We start from the raw sequence: 23479 nt of genomic DNA, 5'->3' as shown, positions 1-23479 counted from the left end.
TTTGTAGTAAAATTAACTAAAATCATTTCACTATTTTTGGGAAATGAAAAACATTCAAATCTTTTTTCTATTACTTTCGTTTTCAGTCTTCTCACAATCTACTTTGGAAAAGGCCGAGAAATTGTACGCTCAAAAAAAATACAACGAAGCCGAAAAACTATTTTCAGAACATTTGAAATCGCATCCCAATCACACCAAAACTATTGAATATCTTGGCGATATTGCCGGACATCAAAAAAAATGGGATGCTGCGATTACTAATTATAAAAAACTAAAAGTTAGCTATCCGAAAAATGCTAATTATTGGTACAAATATGGTGGTGCACTCGGAATGAAAGCCAAAGAATCCAATAAATTCAAAGCTTTAGGAATGATTGACGAAGTAGAAGAATCATTTTTAACCGCTGCAAAATTAGATAGTAAACATATAGAAACTCGTTGGGCATTAGTTATGTTATACATCGAATTACCCGCTATGATAGGTGGAAGTGAAAAAAAGGCACAAAAATATGCCGATGAATTAATAGCACTTTCAAAAGTCGATGGTTATTTAGCAAAAGGTTATATCGATGTGTATTTCAGTCGCTATTCAAAAGCCGAAATAAATTATAAAAAAGCACACGAAATTGGTAATTCAAAAACCACTTTCGAAAAATTATATGACTTATATTTGAACAAGTTGAAAGACAAAGCAAAAGCTAATAAATTAAAAGAACAATTTGAAAAATAGGTTAAAAGGGTATAGGTTTAATAGTTTAAAAGGCAATGTGTCCAAACTCTTAAACTCATATACCTTTTTAACTCATAAACTATAAAAATGAGAACACATTTCATAGCCATCGGCGGAGCAGCCATGCACAATTTAGCATTAGCATTACATAACAAAGGATATCACGTAACCGGTAGCGATGACGCTATTTTCGAACCTTCCAAATCGCGTTTGGAGAAAAAAGGTTTGTTGCCAGCCGAAGAAGGTTGGTATGCAGAAAAAATCACAACGGATATTGAAGCGATTATTTTGGGAATGCACGCTAAAGCTGATAATCCTGAATTGTTGAAAGCACAAGAATTAGGCTTGAAAATTTATTCGTATCCAGAATTTTTATACGAACAATCAAAAAACAAAACTCGAGTAGTTATTGGTGGTTCACACGGAAAAACTACAATTACTTCGATGATTTTACATGTGATGCATTATCACAATATCGAAGTGGATTACATGGTAGGAGCGCAGTTGGAAGGTTTCGACACAATGGTACATTTAACTGAAAACAACGATTTTATTGTTCTGGAAGGCGATGAATATTTGACTTCTCCAATTGATTTGCGACCAAAATTCCATTTGTACCAACCTAATATTGCGTTGTTATCAGGAATTGCTTGGGATCATATTAATGTGTTTCCAACCTTTGATAATTATGTAGAACAATTTAGAATTTTTGCCAACCAAATCACGCGTGGTGGAATTTTAGTGTACAACGAAGAAGACGAAGCAGTAAAATCAGTAGCTGAAGGAACCGAAAATCCAATCCGAAAAATTGCTTATCAAACACCAAGTTACACAGTTGAAAACGGAACCACTTTGTTAGACACACCAGAAGGACCAATGCCAATTGAGGTTTTCGGTGCACACAATTTAAGCAATTTAGCAGGAGCCAAGTGGATTTGCCAATGCATGGGCGTTGATGAAGCCGAATTTTACGAAGCAATTGCCAGTTTCAAAGGAGCTTCAAAACGTTTAGAAAAAATTGCTGAAAGTGCTAATAAAGTCGCGTACAAAGATTTTGCACATTCTCCAAGTAAAGTTTCAGCTACTACAAAAGCGGTGAAAGCACAATATCCAGATAGAAAAGTAGTCGCTTGTTTAGAATTGCACACCTACAGCAGTTTGAATGCCGAGTTCTTAAAAGAATACCAAGGTGCTTTAGATGCAGCCGATGTTGCGGTTGTGTTCTACTCGCCAGATGCGGTAAAAATCAAACGTTTGGAAGAAGTAACGTATGACCAAATAGCACAATCGTTCCAAAGAGAAGATTTAATTATTTACACCAATCCAACAGAATTCAAAGACTTTTTGTTCAACCAAAATTTAGAAAATTCCGCTTTATTATTAATGAGCTCAGGAAATTATGGTGGATTGAATTTTGATGAGGTGAAAGGGTTGATAAATTAATTTGAGAATTTGAAGATTTGAAAATGTTATTGAATTTTCAAATCTTCAAATTAAATACTCTACAAATCATTTTTCATACCTAAAATGCCCCACAATTTTCCAACTCAATAAACAATCTTCTAAAACTTGTCCGCTTCCTACGTTGTGAACAATCATTGGGTTTCCATTGCTTGATTTTATGTGCGTTACAATACCAATATGTGGTAATTTATCGCCTATCATCCAAGTGACTAAATCACCGGCTTTGTAATCTTTAGGATTTTGCGTTATCGGTAAAGTTGCTCCTTTACGAGAAAAGAAAACTTCTAAATTCGGAACTCTTCTGTGGTCGATGTTTTTATCTGTAGTTTTCAAACCCCATTTTTCTAAATTCGGATACAAAGAAAAGTTAGCTTTCATGTCTTCATGAACTTCTTTTTGCAAATCAATTCCCAATTTTCGATAGGCACGAATCACCACATCAGTACAAACCCCAGTTTTTGCAGGAACATCACCATTTGGATATTTTATCCCAACATAATCCGGAGTATAAACCACTTCAGGATCAATTATCGAAATCGCAGCATTGGAAAGTTTTTGATAGAAATCAGTTGGTTTTTCAATTGCTTTGATTTCTGTTTTTGATTCAATCTGTTGCGTAACTTCAGTTTTAAGTGTTTCTTTTTTACAATTCAGAAATAAAAAAGACAATAAAATAATTCCAGTAAATTTCATATGATATTTTTTTAAGAAAACGGAATTTCAGTTGAATTTAGTATTAATTATTCTAAAGTTTGTATAAATTCTTCCATCATCCATCTTCCATCAATAATTTTGACATTTAGATTTTTTCAATTATTTTTGTCCTTATAAACGCCAAAATAAATTTTTATGTACACGCCAATCAACCAATGGGCTGAAGACGATCGCCCACGTGAAAAATTTCTTCTAAAAGGTAAATCTGCCTTATCAGACTCCGAATTACTTGCTATTTTAATTGGTTCTGGTTCTCGAAATGAGAGCGCGGTGCAGTTGTGTCAACGCATTTTAGCTTCTTCAGAAAATAATCTGAATACGTTAGGAAAAATGTCGGTTTCACAACTCATGCAATTCAAAGGAATAGGAGAAGCCAAAGCTATTTCCATCGCCGCAGCATTAGAATTAGGAAGAAGACGAAGAGCAGAAGACGCTATTGAACTCAAAAAAATCACTTCCAGCAAAGCAGTTTTTGATATCATGCAACCCGTTATTGGAGAATTACCTCATGAGGAATTTTGGGTATTGTATCTTAATAATTCAAATAAAGTCATCTACAAAGCCCAACTCTCAAAAGGCGGAATCACCGGAACAGTTGTTGATATTCGTTTAATTTTTAAAATGGCATTCGAACAAAATGCAACAGGATTAATTCTTTCTCATAATCACCCTTCAGGAAAATTAATTGCCAGTGAAGCCGATTTAAAAATCACAAAGCGCATAAAAGAAGCAGGACTAACTTTAGAAATCCAAGTTTTAGATCATCTTATCATTACCGAAAATGGATATTTGAGTTTTCAGGATGAAGGGATTTTTTGATTTTTTACTAAACACATAGTCACATAGTTTTTCATTGAATAGAGTTACACAGAGATTCACTGAGTTTTTTTTGAATAACTTTATGTTGAAAGAGATCCACAGAGACGCTTTGCTTTTTTGGAACACAGATTGAAGAAATTCTAAAAATTAATTTCATTACGAACTTTGCAAAAAAAACTCTGCGCTCTTTGTTTTTAAACCCAACAATTATAGAAATTTTAAGAATTCTTAATTTTTTATCTAATCAATAAGCCGTATTTTTATCAAAAATTATTAAACCATGAAAAACATAAAACTTTTAGTTGCAACTCTTTTGGTAACTATAACAGCTTCGGCACAGTTTACTCAAAAAGCATTGCCTTATGCTTATAATGCTTTGGAGCCATTTGTAGATGCTCAAACAATGGAAATACATTACAGCAAACACCACGCAGCTTATGTTAAAAATCTAAATACGGCTTTAGCGGGAACTGCTGATGAAAAATTAAGTTTAAACGAAATTTTTGCAAAAGTTTCTACAATGACTCCAGCTGTTCGTAATAACGCGGGAGGACATTATAATCACGAATTGTTTTGGTCGGTTTTAACACCCGAGAAAAACACTAAAATGTCTGCTGAATTAGAAAAAGCAGTCAATGAAACTTTTGGAAGTTTTGATGTGTTGAAAGAAAAATTAAATGCGGCTGGAGCGAGTCGTTTTGGTTCAGGTTGGGCTTGGTTGGTTGTGACGAAAGAAGGAAAATTAGTTGTTAGTTCAACACCAAATCAAGATAATCCATTAATGGATATTGCAGAAGTAAAAGGAACACCAATCTTCGGAATCGATGTTTGGGAACACGCTTATTACTTAAAATATCAGAACAAAAGAGCTGACTATTTATCCGCTTTATGGAGTGTTGTAAACTGGACAGAAGTAAGCAAAAGATACAAAGCAGCAATGCCAAAACCAGATACATTTGCAGCTTGGCCAGAAATCAAAACCTTTCACAAAGTGATGTCGCAAACGTTCCATCCAAGTGAGGAAGGAAACTTACAACCTATCAAAGAAAGAAGCGCTGAAATGGCTGAAAAAGCAAATGCTTTAAAAATGGCAAAAATTCCAGCTCAATTCAATAAAAAAGAAATTGTAGCTTCGGTTAATAAATTAGCTAAAGACAGTAAAGCATTAGATAAATTAGTAAAATCAAAAGCGTCAGATGCAAAAATCACTAAAGCTTTAAATGGTTTACACGATACTTTTCATACTATTGTAGGATTGTGTACACATGATGAAGAATAGTATTTTAATTAAAACAGAAAAACCTTGTGCTTACTCTATGCGCAAGGTTTTTTATTAGAAAATATTTAAGAAATTTTTTAAACGAATTTGTTATCTTGCAACATTAAATTAATGCTGAAACACTAATGATAAGCACTAAAAACATACGATTTTCTTATAGTAAAGAGCAAGAATTTATCTTTCCTGATTTGTATTGCGAAGCTGGGAACACGCTTTTAATTACAGGAGATTCAGGTAAAGGAAAAACTACCTATTTACATATTCTGGCGGGATTATTAAAACCAGCTAAAGGCGAAATCGAAATCGATAAAACCGATATTGTAGCACTTTCTGAAAAAGCAACTGATAAATTTCGCGGAAAGCATATTGGTGTGGTTTTTCAAAAATCGCATTTCATTGGTGCGTTGACCGTTTTGGAAAATTTAGAAATGGCAAGTTGGTTAGCAACGGGTAAAAAACATACCAAACGTGCTAAGAAATTATTAGAACAATTAGGCATCGAAAATCAAGCGTCTAAATTGCCTTCGCATTTGAGTATTGGACAACAACAACGTGTTTCAATTGCACGTGCGTTAATGAACGAACCAAAAGTGTTATTAGCAGATGAACCGACATCAAGTTTAGATGATAAAAATGCGGAAAAAGTAATCGAATTGCTTACTTCTTTATCGAAAGAATATAAAGCCGCTTTGTTAATCGTTACGCATGATAACCGAATTAAAGAAAGATTTATCAATAAAATTACCTTGATATGATAGCAAAATTAGCATGGAAAAATATATGGTTCAAACCATTAAATACCATCTTGAGTGTTGTTTTGCTAACCTCAAGTGTTGCGATTATTACGACTTTGGTTTTGGTCGAAAAGCAATTTGAAGAAAAATTTTCAAGCAATATCGACGGAGTTGATTTAGTAATGGGAGCGCAAGGAAGTCCATTACAATTGATTTTATCTTCAGTTTACCAAGTGGATTCTCCTACAGGAAATATTAGTTACGATTCGGCAAAAGTTTGGATGCAACATCCGTTTGTTCAAAAAGCCATTCCATTAGCTTTTGGAGATAATTATCGCGGTTATAAAATTTTAGGAACAACACCCGATTATTTAGAAAAATATGGAGCAAAAATTTCTGAAGGAAAACTATTCGAAAAGAATTTTGAAGTTGTAATCGGAAGTGATATCGCTCAAAAATTAAGTTTAAAAATAGGAGATGAGTTCTTCGGTTCACACGGTGATGCAGCTGAAGGGGAAGTGCACGATCATTACGGATACAAAGTTGTCGGAATTGCAAAACCAACAGGAAAAGTAGTCGATAATTTGATTTTGTGTACGATTCCAAGTGTTTGGCAAATGCACGGCGGACATGAAGAAGCAGAAAATCCAGCACATGGTGAAGAAGGTCACGTTCATGTAGAAGGTGAAGAACATCACGAAGAAACTGATATGACTTTAAATGAACCTGGAATGGAAATCACAGCCGTTTTACTAAAATTCCGTAACAAAATGGGAATTGTAACTTGGCCAAGAATCATCGCACAAAATACTAAAATGCAAGTCGCTTCACCAGCTATCGAAGTGAATCGTTTGTTCTCTTTATTTGGAATTGGAATTTCAGCTTTACAATATTTGGCATACGGAATCATGTTGATTTCAGGAATTTCGATTTTCATCGCACTTTACAACACATTGAAAGAACGCGAAAACGAATTTGCCTTAATGCGTGTCAACGGAGCCAAAAGACTACAGCTTCTAAAAGTCGTGATGATTGAAAGTTTGCTTTTATGTGTGGTCGGATTTATCTTTGGTACGATTTTGGGAAGAGTAGGGTTAAGTATGTTATCCAACTCAGCTGAAGAAGATTTCAAAATGAGTTTTAATCCATACGAATTTATTTGGGAGAAAGAAGGAACTTTATTTTTACTAACTATATTTGTGGGCTTTATTGCAGCTTTAATTCCTGCCGTAAAAGCATACAATTTAAATATTTCAAAAACATTAGCAAATGCGTAATTATATTAAATTAAGTTTGGCTTTAGTCGTTTTTATTTCGATGATGAGCTTTTCAGATAGTACAACTTCAACTGTAAAAGCTTCTACTAAAACATCAGTAGCAGCGGATACCTTAACATGGAAACTATTGGGTGATATCAAATACGTTCGTAAAAAACACGCAACGTATGGAGAAGTAGAATTTCCACAAGTGAATATGAAATTGAAAATGATGCAAAAGAAAACCGTTTTCATGAGCGGTTTCATAGTGCCAATCGACAATAAGAATTATGCTTTGAGTAAAAACGTTTTTGCCGCTTGTTTCTTCTGTGGAAAATCAGGACCAGAAACAATTGCAGGTATCAAGTTTAAAGGTGGCGCTTTTCCAAAGTTAAAAACCGATACGTATGTAACCTTAAAAGGAACTTTTAGATATAACGAAACCGACGTAGAAGATTGGATTTACCATATCGAAGACGCTGTAATTATCTCGCAAAGTAAATAATTTAGAAGTCCATTCGTTTGGGCTTTTTTTAATCATTCAAATACATAGCATTGCAATCATTCCAACATAAAAAACACATTTTCTTTGATTTAGATCATACGCTTTGGGATTTTGATAAAAATTCAGGATTTGCGTTTGATACGATTTTCAAACAACAAGGATTTGATATTGAATTATCGGATTTTTTAAATATTTACATTCCAAGAAACCAACATTATTGGAAATTGTATCAAGTGAATCAAATCACACACGAAGATTTACGTTATTATCGTTTGAAAGACGTTTTTGATGCTTTAAAATTTGAAGTTTCAGACGAAATGATTCATCACTTATCAGAAGAATACATCAAATACTTACCCGAATATAATCACTTGTTTGATGGCGCAATCGAGTTATTGGATTATCTAAAACCTAAGTATCAATTGCATATTATAACCAATGGTTTTGCATCGGTTCAAACCAAAAAAATGAAAAATTCCAATATTGACCATTATTTTGAAACGATTACCAATTCAGAAATGGCTGGAGTTAAAAAACCACATAAAAACATATTTGATTTTGCCTTATCTTTGGCAAATGCTTCTAAAGAAGAAAGCCTCATGATAGGCGATAGTTACGAAGCGGATATCATTGGAGCACAAGAAGCTGGCATTGAAGCGGTGTTTTTCAATGAACAAAACATAGAAGTAGAAAATCCTGTATTTCAGGTGAATCATTTATTAGAATTAAAAAAAATATTATAGATCATGAAAAAAATAGCATTATTATTACTTTTAGTGAGTTACACTTTTTCATTTGCGCAAGAAAAGTATAAATATATTATTGTTCCTAAAAAATTTGAATTTTTTAAAGAAGAGAACAAATATAACACGAGTTATATTACGAAGTCTTTCTTTGAGAAAGAAGGGTTTCAAGTGTTTTATGATACCGATTATTTTCCTGATGAGTTGGCTAAAAATAGATGTTTAGGTCTGTTTGTTGACGCTGTAAAAAATAACACTATGTTTTCTGTGAAAATCAATATTGAAATTAAAGATTGTTATAATAAAGTAATTTACACTAGCGATCAAGGTTCAACAAGAGAAAAAGATTATGATAAAGCATATCCAATTGCTTTCAGATCTGCACTAAATAGTTTAAAAGGTGTAATAAACTTCAAAAATAATTTGGTTGAATCATCTATTATAACTGACAAAATAGTTGAAGAAAAGCCATTGCTTAAATCAAATTCTATAATTAACACTAGTGAACTTCGAGCTGAAGTTACTGAAACAGGATATAATTTAGTTGATTATTCGGGATTCAAAGTTTTTTATTTGTATGCTACTTCGTTAGATACTGTTTTTCTTGCTAGTAAGGATATATACAAGGGTGTTCTTTTTAAGAAAAATAATGGATGGTTTTTTGAATATGACTTTGATGGAAAAGTGTATTCTGAAAAAGTTGAGGTTAAGTTTTAAGACTTAATATCCATACTTATCTTTCCAACGATTTTTTAAAAACTGACGTAATTCTTTTTCGCGAGCATTTTCTCCAGGTTCAAAAAATTTAGTTTCCGAAATTTCGGTAGGTAAAAATTCTTGTTCGGCAAAGTTGTTTGGGAAATCGTGTGAGTATTTGTATTCTTCTCCGTAACCTAATTCCTTCATCAATTTGGTAGGTGCATTTCGTAAATGAATAGGAACAGGTAAATCGCCAGTTTGTTTTACCATTTGTTGGGCTTTCCCAATAGCCATATAACTTGCATTACTTTTTGCTGAAGTTGCCAAATAAATTGCACATTGACTCAAAATAATGCGACTTTCGGGATAACCAATAGTTGCCACCGCTTGAAAAGCATTATTTGCCATGATAAACGCTGTTGGGTTGGCATTTCCAATATCTTCACTTGCTAAAATTAGCATTCTTCGGGCGATGAATTTTACATCTTCGCCACCTTCAATCATTCGAGCTAACCAATAAACCGCGCCATTTGGGTCGCTTCCACGAATCGATTTTATGAATGCGGAAACAATATCATAATGTTGTTCGCCAGTTTTGTCATACAATACCGTATTTTTTTGTACCAATTGCATTACTTTTTCATTCGTAATTTCAATAGTGTCGTTTTCGGTAGCATTAATAACCAATTCGAAAATGTTCAACAATTTTCTACCATCGCCACCCGAAAGTCTTAACAATGCTTCGGTTTCTATTAATTGGATGTTTTTCTTTTGAAGTTCCACATCGGTTTTCATTGCACGATGCAATAAAGCTTCTAAATCGTCTTTGGTAAACGCATTCAAAACATAAACCTGACATCTTGACAATAAAGCAGGAATAACTTCAAAACTCGGATTTTCAGTGGTAGCGCCAATCAAAGTTACCCAACCTTTTTCAACTGCAGCCAGTAAAGAATCTTGTTGTGATTTTGAAAAACGATGAATCTCATCAATAAATAAAATCGGATTTTTTGCTGTGAATAAACCACTACTTTGTTTTGCCTTTTCAATGACTTCACGAATGTCTTTAACGCCAGAATGTATCGCACTCAGTTGGTAAAACGGACGTTTACTTTCTTGTGCCATAATTTGCGCCAAGGTAGTTTTTCCAGTTCCAGGTGGTCCCCATAAAATCAAACTCGGAATTAATCCTTTGGTAATTTGTTGTGTTAACGAACCCTCAGGTCCAACTAAATGCAATTGGCTGATGTAATCCGATAATTGTTGTGGGCGAATGCGTTCGGCTAATGGTTGATTCATGATGTAAAATTACAATTTTATGACAAATGTGCATAGAAATATTTTTGGCTTTATCTTTGAGTTCGATTCAGTATGGAAAAACATCACGATAATCCTTTTCAGTTTACAAAAGCGGTCATTTATTTGCCGTTATTTTTTGTGTTGACTTTATGGTCGGTTTTTTGGTACGAATTGCATTTTCATCATAGTTTGTCGCATTTTGGTGTTTATCCAAGGGAAGTTTTCGGTTTAAAAGGAATTCTTTTTAGCCCTTTTTTGCATGGCGATATTGAACATTTAGCGAATAATTCCATTGCACTATTGGTCTTGTTGCCTATTTTGAGATATTTTTACAAAGAACAATCGTTTGTGGTTTTATTTTTAGGAATTCTCTTCTCAGGATTAGGAACGTGGTTATTGGGAAGACCAAGTTATCATATCGGTGCCAGCGGATTAATTTATGCTTTGGTGAGTTTTATCTTCTTCAAAGGTATTTTTACCAAATATTACCGATTAGTAGCTTTATCATTCACCATCGTAATTTTGTATGGCGGAAGCGTTTGGTATATGTTCCCAAATGTAAAAGAAGGTGTTTCGTGGGAAGGACATTTAGCCGGATTTCTCGTTGGATTGGCTTTAGCATTGGTTTTGAAAACGCCACAATTTGGAAAAACAATTTTCTACGAATGGCAAAAACCTGATTTCAATCCAGAACTCGACCCCTTTATGAAAAACTTCGACGAAAAAGGAAATTTCAATCCGCCACCAAAACCAGAAGAAGTGATTAAAGAATACTTTAATTCTTCAATGAAAGTGGTGTATGAGTTTTTGGGAGGGAAGAAGTGAATTAATATACAAGATTTAATTCGTTTACTTCTTTGTTAATTATATCCCATTTGCTTGGTTCGTAATTTTCTTTTCTAGGTTTGAATGTGTAAAACCAATCTGTGAAATAATGAATTTCTACTTCTCTTTTGTCGTATCCTGCAAATCCAATATCAAGCATTTGAAACTCGACTTTTAAATTTTTATTTTCTTTATTTTGATACAAAATTGTTTGAGTTTTCCATGTTGAAATTGAAAAGATAAAATTCAATATTCCGATTTTTAGTATCATAAGAATACTTGCTATAGGAATTAAAGAAAATAATACTTTTGAACTTTTGGAATACGATGAGGTGTGAAGTAATAAAAAAGAAAACAAGCTTGAAATTAAAAAACCAAAATATATGAGCGATTTGAATTTTTCATGCTTAATTAATAAAACTTCAAAATAATCTAAGAAGAAAAAGGCAAAACAAAAAAGTAATATTCCCCAAAGAAAATTAAAAAATTTGTTTGCTACTCCCATTCAACTATTATTAATTTTGAACACTGAACACTGAACACTGAACACTGAACACTGAACACTGATTATATTCTCTGTCTCAAAGCTTCATACAAAAAAGCACCACAAGCCACTGAAACATTTAATGATTCGATTGTGCCAAACATAGGTAATTTTGCTTTTTCATCTACAATTTTTAGTACAGAAGGGTTCACACCTCTATCTTCGCTACCCATAATAATGGCAACGCCTTCGTTGAAGTTGATATCGTAAATGTGTTGGTCAGTTTTTTCAGTTGCAGCAACAGTTTTAATTCCAGAACCTTGTAAATAGAAAATAGCATCTTTAATATGGTCTACTTTACAAATAGGTACATTAAAAACTGCTCCAGCAGAAGTTTTAACCGTATCACCATTAACAGGAGCCGAACCTTGTTTTTGGATAATGATTCCGTCAACACCCGTGCATTCTGCTGTTCTGATGATAGCACCAAAGTTACGTGCATCAGACAATTGGTCTAAAATTAGGAATAAAGGTTTTTTACCACTTTCGATAACACCTTCTACTAAAGTTTCTAATGAAACAAAAGAAATAGGAGCAATGGTTGCCACCGCACCTTGGTGATTATTTGGAGTTAATCGGTTTAGTTTTTCAACAGGAACGTATGAAAAGTTGATGTTGTTTCTTTTCATTGTTTTCATCAAATCTTGCATCAAGTCACCCTGCGCATCTTTTTGAACGAATACTTTATCAATTTCCTTTTTAGCGTTAATTGCTTCAATTATTGCTCTAATCCCGAATATTTGGTTGTCTTTTTCCATGGTGCAAAGATAGGATTTTAGTTTGAATTTTAATTATTATGTTTTAATCACAGATTCGTGGATTTTTCATTGTTATTTTAATTTTTTTTACAATCTGCGAATCTGCGGTCGAATTACATCTTAAAAATTCGTTTTAAAACTAATATGCACAATCGAATTGGAAAGTTTTATCGCTTGGTCGCTTGTGCTTCCGTTGGCGTAAACTAAATTTAATAATCCGTTTTTGGTAAACAATCCAAATCCAAATCCTAAACCTAATAATTGATCTTTTGTATTGGAAGTTTTATCTTGAAAATAACCAAAATCGGTAATCGAATGTAGATATAAATTAGAAGCAACTAAATAACGATATTCGGCAATAATTCCAGTGTAAGCATTCGCTTGTAAGCTATTTTCATTAAAACCTCTAATCGAATTAATACCACCAAATCGAAACAATTCGTTAATTACATAATCGTCACTCTGTAAATAAAAAGTCTGATTTCTTAAATAAATACTGTTTTTTTGATTCAGATTAAAGTTGTAATTCAAATCCAATTGAGTGAAAAACTGACTTGTTTTTTTGGATGTAATGGTTCGATTACCTGTTCCTGCTTTTATGAAGACTTTTGCTTTTTCTGGGAAGATGAAATTTTCGTTGTCAAAATCGGTATATTCAAAACTCGATGTTAAAAAAGTATTCGTAAAATCATTCAAACTAAATGAATTTGTATTTTGAATATCAACCGAAGTAGTTTTTTGATACCCAATATAAGCTTTGGTGTTGTACGAAAAATAGTAGCCCAAATTTAAATCGGTAATCGTGTTTTGAAATGTAGAATCTTGTTTAAAAATTCTCAAATTTGCTTTAATTCCAACCGGAGTTTTAAAAATATAAGGTAATTCGGTTCCAATATTAAACGAAGTTTGCCTGTTGCCATCGTTTTTCCAATACAAATTAAATTTTTCGCCCGAATTCAAAATGTTTTGTAATTGCAAATCTAAATATCCGTTAAAGGTCAATTTGCTTTGGTCATCGTTTGAAAACCCTATAAAACCATCAAATTTATTAGGTTTCGATTTTTCTAAATACACAAAAATTTTAGTGGAATCGGTTGTAAATAAAATTTCAGGATATTTCAGCTGACTCACAAATTGCAATTTATCAAACTCATCATTAATCTGCTTTAAATTATCCTGATTAAAAGTCGCTTTTTTGGCTTTTTTCGTAATTGCTTTTTTAATTCCTGCAGGGAATTTATCGTAACCTACGATTACAATATCAGTAATATTTCTTTTCGAATTGAGTTTCACTTGCAATTCAGAAAATAAATTGTTGTCAACTTTTCGCTGATTAGTCAATTGCAAATTCGCTAGAGAATATCCTTTCTTTTCTAACAAAGCAATTTTACTTTTCATAAAATTCTCAACTTCATTTGTAGCGATAATCAAAGAATCATTTTCTAATTGTAAAAGCGATTTTTCTTCAGCAGAAAGTTTACCTATATATATGGTGTTGTTTTTTATCGAATTCCCTAAACTGTATCTAAAAACAAAACTACTGTCATTTACCTTTTTTTGTTCCAACAGCAACCAGTCAAAAAAACCTTGATTTATCAATTTGTTTTCAAAACGTTTTTGCTCTTCTAAAATCAAGGCAACGGAAGCGTGTTTGGATTCATATTGCAAACTATCAATGGTTTTGTTTTCAGCTTCAGAAGTTCCTTCCATCTTTAAATAGAAATTTTGTCCCAATGAAAATTGGAAGCAAAAAAACAGAATAAAACCCAAGAGTAATTTCATAGCAGTAAAGAAACGAAAAAAAGTAAAATAAATTTTATATCTATTTTGTCATTCTGTGCTTGTTTAAGAATCTAAAGAAACAATTCATGTGATTTTTTGTCTTTCTTTTTTGTAACTCAATACCAATCAAAACACTACAAAAATCAAATCACATTGAAAATTAATAAATTATGATTTGGAAAGTAAAAAATAATTCCTACATTTGCAACCCCGTAAAAAGCGGGAATTTTAAACAGTAAAAATTTTTAGTATTTAATTATGCCAACAATTCAACAATTAGTAAGAACAGGGAGAACCCAAATAACTAAGAAGAGTAAATCGGCTGCTTTAGATTCTTGTCCTCAAAGAAGAGGTGTGTGTACTCGTGTTTACACAACAACTCCTAAAAAACCAAACTCAGCAATGAGAAAGGTAGCTAGGGTTCGTTTAACAAACGGTAACGAGGTGAATGCATACATTCCTGGAGAAGGTCACAATCTACAAGAGCACTCGATAGTATTAGTTAGAGGTGGAAGAGTAAAAGATTTACCAGGTGTACGTTACCACATCGTACGTGGAGCATTAGATACTGCGGGTGTTGCAGGAAGAACACAACGTAGATCTAAGTATGGAGCAAAACGTCCAAAACCAGGACAAGCACCTGCACCAACTGGAAAGAAAAAGTAATTTAAAATCTTTTAAAGAAAAGACATGAGAAAAAGAGCGGCCAAAAAAAGACCACTTTTACCAGATCCAAAATTTAACGATCAGTTAGTAACACGTTTTGTAAACAACTTAATGTGGGATGGTAAAAAATCAACAGCTTTTAAAGTTTTCTATGATGCATTAGAAATCGTTGAAACTAAAAAGCAAGATGCAGAAAAATCTGCTTTAGAGATTTGGAAAGATGCATTGACAAATGTTATGCCTCACGTAGAAGTTCGTTCACGTAGAGTGGGTGGAGCTACATTCCAAATTCCAATGCAAATTCGTCCAGATAGAAAGATTTCTTACGCTATCAAATGGATGATTCTTTATGCAAGAAGAAGAAACGAAAAATCAATGGCAGGAAAATTAGCTTCTGAAATTTTAGCTGCGGCTAAAGAAGAAGGTGCTGCTGTTAAGAAAAGAATGGATACTCACAAAATGGCAGATGCTAATAAAGCATTCTCTCACTTTAGATTTTAATTCGTACAGAAATGGCTAGAGATTTAAAATATACAAGAAATATTGGAATTGCTGCTCACATTGATGCTGGTAAAACAACAACAACTGAGCGTATCTTATTCTATACAGGAAAATCACACAAAATTGGTGAAGTACACGATGGTGCTGCAACAATGGACTGGATGGCGCAAGAGCAAGAAAGAGGTATTACAATTACTTCAGCTGCTACAACTTGTGAATGGAATTTCCCAACAGAGCAAGGAAAAGTATTGCCAGAATCAAAATCGTACCACTTTAATATTATCGATACACCGGGACACGTTGACTTTACAGTTGAGGTAAACCGTTCGTTACGTGTATTAGATGGTTTAGTATTTTTATTTAGTGCAGTTGATGGTGTTGAGCCTCAATCTGAAACTAACTGGAGATTAGCTGATCAATATAGAGTTCCTCGTATGGGATTCGTAAACAAAATGGACCGTCAAGGTTCTAACTTCTTAGCAGTTTGCCAACAAGTAAGAGAGATGTTAAAATCTAATGCTGTTGCAATTACTTTACCAATTGGTGAAGAAAATGACTTCAAAGGAGTTGTTGACTTAGTAAAAAACCAAGCTATTATTTGGCATGACGAAACTCAAGGGGCAACTTTTGATATCGTGCCTATTCCAGCTGATATGGTTGACGAAGTAAAAGAGTATCGTTCAATTTTAATTGAAGAGATTGCTACTTACGACGAAAACTTGTTGGAGAAATACATGGAAGATGAAAACTCTATTACTGAGGAAGAAATCAATACAGCTTTAAGAGCTGCTACAATTGATATGGCTATCATTCCTATGATTGCTGGTTCTTCTTTCAAAAATAAAGGTGTTCAGTTCATGTTAGATGCAGTATGTAAATACTTGCCATCTCCATTAGATAAAGAAGGTATCGAAGGAATTCACCCTGATGATGCTGATTTATTAGAAGAAGATCAAAAGAAAATTTTACGTCGTCCTGACACTAAAGAGCCGTTCGCAGCTTTAGCATTTAAAATTGCTACTGACCCTTATGTTGGTCGTTTAGCTTTCTTCCGTGCTTACTCAGGTCGTTTAGATGCTGGTTCTTATATCTTGAACACTCGTTCTGGAAACAAAGAGCGTATATCTCGTATTTACCAAATGCACGCTAACAAACAAAATCCAATCGAATATATTGAGGCTGGAGATATTGGAGCTGCTGTAGGATTTAAAGATATCAAGACTGGAGATACAATGTGTGATGAAAAACACCCAATTATTCTTGAGTCAATGAAATTCCCTGATCCTGTAATTGGTATCGCAATTGAGCCAAAAACAAAAGCTGACGTAGACAAAATGGGTATGGCTTTAGCTAAATTAGCTGAGGAAGATCCAACGTTTACAGTTAGAACTGATGAGGCTTCAGGTCAAACGATTATTTCAGGTATGGGTGAGTTACACTTAGACATCCTTGTAGATCGTATGAAACGTGAGTTTAAAGTTGAGGTAAACCAAGGTGAGCCACAAGTAGAATATAAAGAAGCGTTCACAAAAGCAGCACAACACAGAGAAACTTACAAAAAGCAATCTGGTGGTCGTGGTAAATTTGGTGATATCGTATTCCGTTTAGAACCTGCTGATTTAGTAGACGGTAAAGCTCCTATGGGATTACAGTTTGTTAATGAAGTTAAAGGTGGTAACGTACCAAAAGAATATATTCCAGCTGTTGAAAAAGGTTTCAGAGAAGCTATGAAAGCAGGTCCTTTAGCAGGATATGCAGTAGATAGTTTAAAAGTAACTTTATTAGACGGATCTTTTCACCCTGTGGATTCTGATGCTCTTTCTTTTGAATTAGCAGCTAAAATGGGATATAAAGAAGTTGGTCGTGCTGCTGGTGCAGTTATTCTTGAGCCAATCATGAAAATCGAAGTTATTACTCCAGAAGAAAACATGGGTGATATCGTAGGTGACTTGAACCGTCGTAGAGGTCAAGTAAATGATATGGGTGACAGAAATGGTGCTAAAACTATCAAAGCAGATGTGCCTTTATCAGAAATGTTTGGTTATGTAACAACATTAAGAACATTATCATCAGGTAGAGCTACATCAACAATGGAGTTTTCACATTATGCAGAAACACCTTCTAATATTTCAGAAGCTGTAATCAAAAAAGCAAAAGGTAACGCTTAATTTTTAAGAAAATGAGTCAAAAAATCAGAATAAAATTAAAATCTTACGATCATATGTTGGTTGATAAATCAGCAGAGAAGATTGTAAAAACTGTAAAAAGTACAGGTGCAGTAGTAACGGGTCCAATTCCATTACCAACTCACAAAAAGATTTTTACTGTATTACGTTCTCCACACGTTAACAAAAAATCAAGAGAGCAGTTCGAATTAAGTTCATACAAGAGACTATTAGATATCTATAGTTCTTCTTCAAAAACTATCGATGCTTTAATGAAATTAGAATTACCTAGTGGTGTTGAAGTAGAAATCAAAGTATAATTGATTTAGATTGCAATCGCAATAACCATAAAAAAACCGTCAATGTTAATAGCATTACGGTTTTTTTCTTACCATATTTAGTGAGTGAAATTGCCTTTTTTGAAGGAAATTTCACTTAACTATTTATTTTTGCGATAATTAAAAAATAATTTATATATTTGCACCCTCAAAATGAGTAGTGTGCAAATACTATTTATTGTATAAATAAGAGTTTAATTAATTAATTAGTTTAATATGTCTGGGTTAATCGGAAGAAAAATTGGCATGACTAGCATCTTTGATGAGAACGGGAAAAATATTCCTTGTACTGTAATCGAGTGTGGTCCATGCGTTGTTACCCAAGTCAGAACCAATGAAGTAGACGGATATTCTGCTATTCAGTTAGGTTTCGATGACAAAGCTGAAAAACGTTCTATTAAAGCTGAGTTAGGTCACTTTAAGAAAGCGGGAACAGCTGCAAAGAAAAAAGTCGTTGAATTCAAAGGTTTTGAACAGGAGTACAAATTAGGCGATGTAATCGCCGTTGACTTATTCGCTGAAGGTGAATTTGTTGATGTATTAGGAGTTTCTAAAGGAAAAGGATTCCAAGGGGTTGTTAAACGTCATGGTTTTGGCGGTGTTGGACAAGCGACACACGGTCAACACAACCGTTTAAGAGCACCGGGATCTGTAGGAGCGTCATCTTATCCATCTAGAGTATTCAAAGGAATGCGTATGGCTGGAAGAATGGGAGGAGATAATGTAACAGTACAAAACCTTAGAGTTTTAAAAGTGGTAGGTGAGAAAAATCTTTTAGTAATAAAAGGTTGTGTTCCAGGTCACAAAAACTCTTATGTAATCATTCAGAAGTAATGGAAGTAAAAGTTTTAGATATCAACGGAAAAGAAACTGGAAGAAAAGTTCAACTTTCTGATTCAGTTTTCGCAATCGAGCCAAACAAACATGCTGTATATTTAGATGTAAAGCAATATTTGGCTAATCAAAGACAAGGAAACCACAAAGCTAAAGAAAGAGCTGAAGTTGCAGGAAGTACTCGTAAAATTAAAAAACAAAAAGGAACTGGTACTGCTCGTGCAGGATCTGCAAAAAATCCTTTGTTTAAAGGTGGAGGTACAGTTTTTGGACCAAGACCAAGAAGCTACTCATTCAAATTGAACAAAAACTTAAAAAGATTAGCTCGTAAATCAGCTTTATCTTTAAAAGTAAATGAGTCAAATTTAGTAGTAGTTGAAGATTTTACATTTGACACACCAAGCACTAAAAATTTCATTAACGTATTGAAGTCTTTAGGGTTAGATAATAAAAAATCTTTATTTGTGTTGGGCGATTCAAATAAAAATGTATATTTGTCGTCACGCAATTTAAAAGCGTCTAGCGTTGTAACTACTTCAGAATTAAGTACTTATGCAATTTTAAATGCAAAAAGTTTAGTTCTTTTAGAAGGTGCTGTAGACGGAATTGAAGCTAATTTAAGTAAATAATAAGATTATGAGTATCATAATTAAGCCTATTATAACTGAGAAAATAACTAAAGATGGTGAAATTTTTAACCGTTTTGGTTTTGTAGTTGCAAAAACTGCTAACAAAATTCAGATCAAAAATGCTATTGAAGCAGCTTTTGGTGTAAATGTAGTTGCAGTTAATACAATGAACTATAGAGCTGATAGAAGTGTTAAATATACTAAAAGTGGTTTAATCAGTGGGAAAACAAATGCTTACAAAAAAGCAATTGTACAAGTTCAAGAGGGAGAAACAATAGATTTTTATACTAATATCTAATAGAAAATGTCAGTTAGAAAATTAAAACCTATTACCCCGGGTCAGCGATTTAGAGTTGTTAATAGCTTTGACACTATTACAACTGATAAGCCGGAGCGTTCATTGATCGCACCGAAAAAAAACTCTGGAGGTAGAAATAGTCAAGGAAAAATGACCATGCGTTACACAGGCGGTGGTCACAAACAAAAGTATCGTATTATCGATTTTAAAAGAACTAAAGTTGGAATTCCGGCTACAGTTAAAACTATCGAGTATGATCCAAATCGTTCAGCTTTTATTTCATTATTATTTTATGCTGATGGAGCTAAAACTTACATCATTGCACAAAATGGATTACAAGTTGGACAAACTGTAGTTTCAGGTCCAGATGCATCTCCAGAAATTGGAAATGCAATGCCTTTAAGTAAAATTCCTCTAGGAACTGTTATTTCGTGTATCGAATTAAGACCAGGTCAAGGAGCTGTAATCGCTCGTTCTGCAGGAACTTTCGCTCAGTTGATGGCAAGAGATGGAAAATATGCAACAATTAAAATGCCTTCAGGAGAAACAAGATTAATCTTGTTAACTTGTTCAGCTACTATTGGAGCAGTTTCTAACTCTGATCACCAATTAATCGTATCAGGTAAAGCTGGTAGATCAAGATGGTTAGGTAGAAGACCAAGAACAAGACCAGTAGCAATGAACCCAGTTGATCACCCTATGGGAGGTGGTGAAGGGCGTTCATCTGGAGGTCATCCGCGTTCAAGAAAAGGTTTACCTGCTAAAGGTTATAGAACTCGTTCTAAAGTTAACCCGAGTAATAAGTATATTGTAGAACGTAGAAAGAAATAATTAGATAGACATGGCACGTTCATTAAAAAAAGGACCATTTGTTCACTTTAAATTAGAGAAGAAAGTTCAAGAAAATATCGCAGGTGGTAATAAAGGTGTTGTTAAGACTTGGTCTAGAGCATCTATGATTACTCCAGATTTCGTTGGACAGACTATCGCAGTTCACAATGGTCGTCAGTTTGTACCAGTTTACGTTACAGAAAACATGGTAGGACACAAATTAGGAGAGTTTTCACCAACAAGATCTTTTAGAGGTCATGCTGGGGCTAAAAATAAAGGTAAAAAATAAGAAGCAATGGGAGTTCGTAAAAGAGAAGTTGCGGATGCAAGAAAAGAGGCTAATAAGTCTATTGCATTTGCTAAATTAAATAACTGTCCAACTTCACCTAGAAAAATGCGTTTAGTTGCAGATTTAGTAAGAGGTCAGAAAGTTGAACTAGCTCTTAATATTTTAAGATTTAGTCAAAAAGAAGCTTCAAGAAAATTAGAGAAATTGTTGTTATCTGCCATAAATAATTATGTACAGAAAAACGAAGATGCTAATTTAGAAGAAGCAGGCTTATTTGTAAAAACGATTACAGTTGATGGCGGAATGATGTTAAAAAGACTTCGTCCAGCACCACAAGGTCGTGCACACAGAATTAGAAAACGTTCTAACCACGTAACAATCGTGTTAGGATCAAATAATAACACACAAAGCAATTAATAAACAGTATGGGACAAAAGACAAATCCAATAGGAAATAGACTTGGTATCATCAGAGGATGGGACTCAAACTGGTATGGTGGAAATGATTACGGTGATAAAATCGCTGAAGATTATAAAATCAGAAAGTATATCCATGCTCGTTTATCTAAAGCAAGTGTATCAAAAATAATTATCGAGAGAACTTTAAAACTTGTAACCGTTACTATCACTACTGCTAGACCTGGTATCATTATCGGAAAAGGTGGACAAGAGGTAGACAAGTTAAAAGAAGAACTTAAGAAAATTACTGACAAAGAAGTTCAAATCAACATCTTTGAAATTAAAAGACCTGAACTTGATGCTTATTTAGTAGCTACAAGTATCGCTCGTCAAATTGAAAGTAGAATTTCTTACAGACGTGCAATTAAAATGGCTATTGCTGCTGCAATGCGTATGAACGCAGAAGGTATCAAAGTACAAATTTCTGGTCGTTTGAATGGAGCTGAAATGGCACGTTCAGAAAACTTCAAAGAAGGTAGAATTCCTTTATCAACTTTCAGAGCTGATATTGATTATTCATTAGGTGAAGCACATACTACTTATGGTAGAATGGGTATCAAAGTATGGATAATGAAAGGTGAGGTTTATGGAAAAAGAGATCTTTCTCCGTTAGTAGGAATGGACAAACAAAAGTCTAAACCTTCAGGATCTTCTGCTCCAAAAAGAGATGGAAATAAGCCAAACGCACGCAAAAGAAAGTAATTATTTAAACTAAAGAAAAATGTTACAGCCTAAAAGAACAAAATACCGTAAGGTACAGAAAGGTAGAATGAAAGGCGTTTCTCAAAGAGGACACGAGCTTTCAAATGGAATGTTTGGTATCAAATCTTTAGATTCTTCATTTATTACTTCTCGTCAAATTGAAGCAGCTCGTATTGCAGCAACACGTTTCATGAAAAGAGAAGGTCAATTATGGATCAAAATATTTCCAGATAAACCTATTACAAAGAAACCATTAGAAGTACGTATGGGTAAAGGTAAAGGTGCAGTTGAGTATTGGGCTGCAGTTGTTAAACCTGGTAAAATTATGTTTGAAGTTGGAGGAGTTCCTCTATCAGTTGCAAAAGAAGCTTTACGCTTAGCAGCTCAAAAACTTCCTGTTAAAACTAAGTTTATCGTTGCTAGAGATTTCGAAGCATAATCAAAATTTATTATGAAACAATCAGAAATTAAAAATCTATCTGCAGCTGAGTTACAAGAACAACTTAGTCAGTTAAAGAAAACGTATACCGACCTAAAAAATGCTCATGCAATTTCGCCAATCCAAAATCCTCTTCAATTAAGAGGTTTAAGAAGATCAGTTGCGAGATTACATACAGAGTTAACTAAAAGAGAGTTACAATAATTGTAGACTAGCTGAAAGATGGAAAAAAGAAATTTAAGAAAAGAGAGAATAGGTGTGGTGACTTCAAACAAAATGGAGAAATCTATTGTTGTGTCACAAACTACAAAAGTGAAACACCCATTATACGGTAAGTTCGTGTTAAAAACTAAAAAATACGTTGCACACGACGAAACAAACGATTGTAACATTGGAGATACAGTAAAGATCATGGAAACAAGACCTTTATCTAAATCAAAATGTTGGAGATTAGTTGAAATCATTGAAAGAGCTAAGTAATTATGGTACAACAAGAGTCAAGATTAAAAGTAGCAGATAATACGGGAGCTAAAGAAGTTTTAACTATCCGTGTTTTAGGAGGAACGAAACGTCGTTATGCCTCTGTTGGTGACAAAATTGTAGTTTCAATTAAAGATGCAACTCCAAACGGAAACGTTAAAAAAGGAGCGGTATCAACTGCAGTGGTTGTACGTACCAAAAAAGAAGTGAGAAGAGCTGATGGATCTTACATCCGTTTTGACGATAACGCATGTGTATTGTTAAACGCTGCAGGAGAAATGAGAGGAACTCGTGTTTTTGGTCCAGTTGCCAGAGAACTTCGTGAAAAACAATTCATGAAAATTGTATCATTAGCACCAGAAGTGCTTTAATTCTTATACAAATGATAAAGCTAAAAATAAAATCAGGAGATATCGTAAGAGTTATTGCTGGAGACCACAAAGGTTCTGAAGGTAAAATTGTACGTGTTCTTCGTGAGAAAAACAAAGCGATTGTTGAAGGAGTTAACATGGTTTCGAAACATACAAAACCAAGTGCAAAAAACCCTCAAGGAGGAATCGTTAAGAAAGAAGCTCCTATCCATGTGTCTAACTTGTCTTTAATTGACCCAAAGTCAAAAGAAGCAACTAAAGTTGGTTTCAAACAAGAAGGAGACAAGAAAGTGAGATTTTCAAAAAAATCTAATCAAGTACTATAGT

The 23479-nt window shown here is 33.7% G+C and carries 30 protein-coding genes and 1 pseudogene; 26 read left to right on the top strand and 5 right to left on the bottom strand.

Going from position 1 to position 23479, the window contains the following annotated elements; translation table 11 throughout:
- Positions 1–43: 43 nt before the first annotated feature.
- Complete coding sequence (locus M9Q43_RS10635) at positions 44–730, top strand: tetratricopeptide repeat protein (protein ID WP_262318884.1); 687 nt, start codon at positions 44–46, stop codon at positions 728–730.
- Positions 731–817: 87 nt separating this feature from the next.
- A complete protein-coding gene (locus M9Q43_RS10630; protein ID WP_262318883.1) occupies positions 818–2173 on the top strand; it encodes a UDP-N-acetylmuramate--L-alanine ligase in 1356 nt (451 codons plus the stop codon).
- A 66-nt stretch (positions 2174–2239) separates the two neighbouring features.
- On the opposite strand, the gene M9Q43_RS10625 is transcribed toward M9Q43_RS10630, so the two are convergent.
- Entirely contained in the window at positions 2240–2887 is a 648-nt protein-coding gene (locus tag M9Q43_RS10625) for a DUF1287 domain-containing protein (RefSeq protein ID WP_262318882.1), read from the bottom strand.
- A 156-nt stretch (positions 2888–3043) separates the two neighbouring features.
- Here M9Q43_RS10625 and radC point away from each other — a divergent pair, with 156 nt between their 5' ends.
- The 7 genes and pseudogenes from radC (at position 3044) to M9Q43_RS10590 (ending at position 8961) form a co-directional block, all read left to right on the top strand.
- A complete protein-coding gene (radC, locus tag M9Q43_RS10620; RefSeq protein ID WP_262318881.1) occupies positions 3044–3727 on the top strand; it encodes a RadC family protein in 684 nt (227 codons plus the stop codon).
- Between the two features lie 280 nt (positions 3728–4007).
- Positions 4008–4667: pseudogene (locus tag M9Q43_RS10615) on the top strand (superoxide dismutase); the annotation flags it as partial.
- Between the two features lie 464 nt (positions 4668–5131).
- The gene (locus M9Q43_RS10610; RefSeq protein WP_262318880.1) at positions 5132–5761 is read left to right on the top strand and encodes an ABC transporter ATP-binding protein; all 630 of its coding nucleotides are present in this window, start codon (positions 5132–5134) and stop codon (positions 5759–5761) included.
- Positions 5758–7017: an ABC transporter permease gene (locus M9Q43_RS10605; protein WP_262318879.1), complete on the top strand. Its 1260-nt coding sequence runs from the start codon at positions 5758–5760 to the stop codon at positions 7015–7017. The genes M9Q43_RS10610 and M9Q43_RS10605 overlap by 4 nt, the downstream gene beginning before the upstream one ends.
- The gene (locus tag M9Q43_RS10600) at positions 7010–7501 is read left to right on the top strand and encodes a hypothetical protein (RefSeq protein ID WP_262318878.1); all 492 of its coding nucleotides are present in this window, start codon (positions 7010–7012) and stop codon (positions 7499–7501) included. The genes M9Q43_RS10605 and M9Q43_RS10600 overlap by 8 nt, the downstream gene beginning before the upstream one ends.
- Before the next feature lie 50 nt (positions 7502–7551).
- On the top strand, positions 7552–8244 hold the full coding sequence (locus M9Q43_RS10595; protein WP_262318877.1) for a YjjG family noncanonical pyrimidine nucleotidase: 693 nt from the start codon (positions 7552–7554) through the stop codon (positions 8242–8244).
- Positions 8245–8247: 3 nt separating this feature from the next.
- Positions 8248–8961, top strand: a complete 714-nt coding sequence (locus tag M9Q43_RS10590; protein ID WP_262318876.1) for a hypothetical protein — start codon at positions 8248–8250, stop codon at positions 8959–8961.
- Positions 8962–8964: 3 nt separating this feature from the next.
- On the opposite strand, the gene M9Q43_RS10585 is transcribed toward M9Q43_RS10590, so the two are convergent.
- Positions 8965–10242 (bottom strand): replication-associated recombination protein A, encoded by a 1278-nt coding sequence (locus M9Q43_RS10585; RefSeq protein WP_262318875.1) that lies wholly within the window; start codon positions 10240–10242, stop codon positions 8965–8967.
- Between the two features lie 72 nt (positions 10243–10314).
- On the opposite strand from M9Q43_RS10585, the gene M9Q43_RS10580 reads away from it, so the two are divergent.
- Positions 10315–11067, top strand: a complete 753-nt coding sequence (locus M9Q43_RS10580) for a rhomboid family intramembrane serine protease (RefSeq protein WP_262318874.1) — start codon at positions 10315–10317, stop codon at positions 11065–11067.
- 1 nt (position 11068) lies between these two features.
- Here M9Q43_RS10580 and M9Q43_RS10575 read toward each other — a convergent pair whose 3' ends face one another.
- The 3 genes from M9Q43_RS10575 to M9Q43_RS10565 form a co-directional block, all read right to left on the bottom strand.
- Positions 11069–11338 carry a hypothetical protein gene (locus M9Q43_RS10575; RefSeq protein WP_262318873.1) on the bottom strand — a complete coding sequence of 90 codons (270 nt, stop codon included), beginning with the start codon at positions 11336–11338 and terminating at the stop codon, positions 11069–11071.
- A 296-nt stretch (positions 11339–11634) separates the two neighbouring features.
- Positions 11635–12369: a 23S rRNA (guanosine(2251)-2'-O)-methyltransferase RlmB gene (rlmB, locus tag M9Q43_RS10570; RefSeq protein WP_262318872.1), complete on the bottom strand. Its 735-nt coding sequence runs from the start codon at positions 12367–12369 to the stop codon at positions 11635–11637.
- Positions 12370–12489: 120 nt separating this feature from the next.
- Positions 12490–14079 (bottom strand): BamA/TamA family outer membrane protein, encoded by a 1590-nt coding sequence (locus M9Q43_RS10565; RefSeq protein ID WP_262318871.1) that lies wholly within the window; start codon positions 14077–14079, stop codon positions 12490–12492.
- Positions 14080–14409: 330 nt separating this feature from the next.
- Here M9Q43_RS10565 and rpsL point away from each other — a divergent pair, with 330 nt between their 5' ends.
- From rpsL to rplX, 16 genes are all read left to right on the top strand, one after another.
- Positions 14410–14817, top strand: coding sequence for a 30S ribosomal protein S12 (rpsL, locus tag M9Q43_RS10560; protein ID WP_026725646.1), 408 nt, complete (start codon positions 14410–14412; stop codon positions 14815–14817).
- 24 nt (positions 14818–14841) lie between these two features.
- Entirely contained in the window at positions 14842–15318 is a 477-nt protein-coding gene (gene rpsG, locus M9Q43_RS10555; RefSeq protein ID WP_073583337.1) for a 30S ribosomal protein S7, read from the top strand.
- 11 nt (positions 15319–15329) lie between these two features.
- The gene (gene fusA, locus M9Q43_RS10550) at positions 15330–17486 is read left to right on the top strand and encodes an elongation factor G (RefSeq protein WP_262318870.1); all 2157 of its coding nucleotides are present in this window, start codon (positions 15330–15332) and stop codon (positions 17484–17486) included.
- Between the two features lie 11 nt (positions 17487–17497).
- Complete coding sequence (gene rpsJ / locus M9Q43_RS10545) at positions 17498–17803, top strand: 30S ribosomal protein S10 (protein ID WP_008254495.1); 306 nt, start codon at positions 17498–17500, stop codon at positions 17801–17803.
- A gap of 234 nt (positions 17804–18037) precedes the next feature.
- On the top strand, positions 18038–18655 hold the full coding sequence (rplC, locus tag M9Q43_RS10540) for a 50S ribosomal protein L3 (RefSeq protein WP_133609591.1): 618 nt from the start codon (positions 18038–18040) through the stop codon (positions 18653–18655).
- On the top strand, positions 18655–19284 hold the full coding sequence (gene rplD, locus M9Q43_RS10535) for a 50S ribosomal protein L4 (RefSeq protein WP_008254492.1): 630 nt from the start codon (positions 18655–18657) through the stop codon (positions 19282–19284). Before rplC ends, rplD begins: the two co-directional genes overlap by 1 nt.
- A gap of 7 nt (positions 19285–19291) precedes the next feature.
- Complete coding sequence (gene rplW, locus M9Q43_RS10530; RefSeq protein ID WP_133609593.1) at positions 19292–19582, top strand: 50S ribosomal protein L23; 291 nt, start codon at positions 19292–19294, stop codon at positions 19580–19582.
- 6 nt (positions 19583–19588) lie between these two features.
- Complete coding sequence (gene rplB / locus M9Q43_RS10525; RefSeq protein ID WP_133609595.1) at positions 19589–20413, top strand: 50S ribosomal protein L2; 825 nt, start codon at positions 19589–19591, stop codon at positions 20411–20413.
- Positions 20414–20423: 10 nt separating this feature from the next.
- Positions 20424–20702 (top strand): 30S ribosomal protein S19, encoded by a 279-nt coding sequence (gene rpsS, locus M9Q43_RS10520; protein WP_008254487.1) that lies wholly within the window; start codon positions 20424–20426, stop codon positions 20700–20702.
- Between the two features lie 6 nt (positions 20703–20708).
- Complete coding sequence (gene rplV / locus M9Q43_RS10515; protein WP_133609598.1) at positions 20709–21119, top strand: 50S ribosomal protein L22; 411 nt, start codon at positions 20709–20711, stop codon at positions 21117–21119.
- An 8-nt stretch (positions 21120–21127) separates the two neighbouring features.
- Positions 21128–21862, top strand: a complete 735-nt coding sequence (rpsC, locus tag M9Q43_RS10510; protein ID WP_133609600.1) for a 30S ribosomal protein S3 — start codon at positions 21128–21130, stop codon at positions 21860–21862.
- 19 nt (positions 21863–21881) lie between these two features.
- Positions 21882–22301 carry a 50S ribosomal protein L16 gene (gene rplP, locus M9Q43_RS10505; protein WP_008254483.1) on the top strand — a complete coding sequence of 140 codons (420 nt, stop codon included), beginning with the start codon at positions 21882–21884 and terminating at the stop codon, positions 22299–22301.
- 12 nt (positions 22302–22313) lie between these two features.
- Positions 22314–22505 (top strand): 50S ribosomal protein L29, encoded by a 192-nt coding sequence (gene rpmC / locus M9Q43_RS10500; protein WP_008254482.1) that lies wholly within the window; start codon positions 22314–22316, stop codon positions 22503–22505.
- An 18-nt stretch (positions 22506–22523) separates the two neighbouring features.
- On the top strand, positions 22524–22781 hold the full coding sequence (gene rpsQ, locus M9Q43_RS10495) for a 30S ribosomal protein S17 (protein ID WP_008254481.1): 258 nt from the start codon (positions 22524–22526) through the stop codon (positions 22779–22781).
- Between the two features lie 2 nt (positions 22782–22783).
- Positions 22784–23152, top strand: a complete 369-nt coding sequence (gene rplN, locus M9Q43_RS10490) for a 50S ribosomal protein L14 (protein WP_007803649.1) — start codon at positions 22784–22786, stop codon at positions 23150–23152.
- An 11-nt stretch (positions 23153–23163) separates the two neighbouring features.
- A complete protein-coding gene (gene rplX, locus M9Q43_RS10485) occupies positions 23164–23478 on the top strand; it encodes a 50S ribosomal protein L24 (RefSeq protein WP_133609602.1) in 315 nt (104 codons plus the stop codon).
- Position 23479: the final 1 nt, after the last annotated feature.

The organism is Flavobacterium odoriferum, from assembly GCF_025499515.1.
GTDB lineage: Bacteria > Bacteroidota > Bacteroidia > Flavobacteriales > Flavobacteriaceae > Flavobacterium > Flavobacterium odoriferum.
This window is presented reverse-complemented; position numbering and strand designations above follow the sequence as displayed.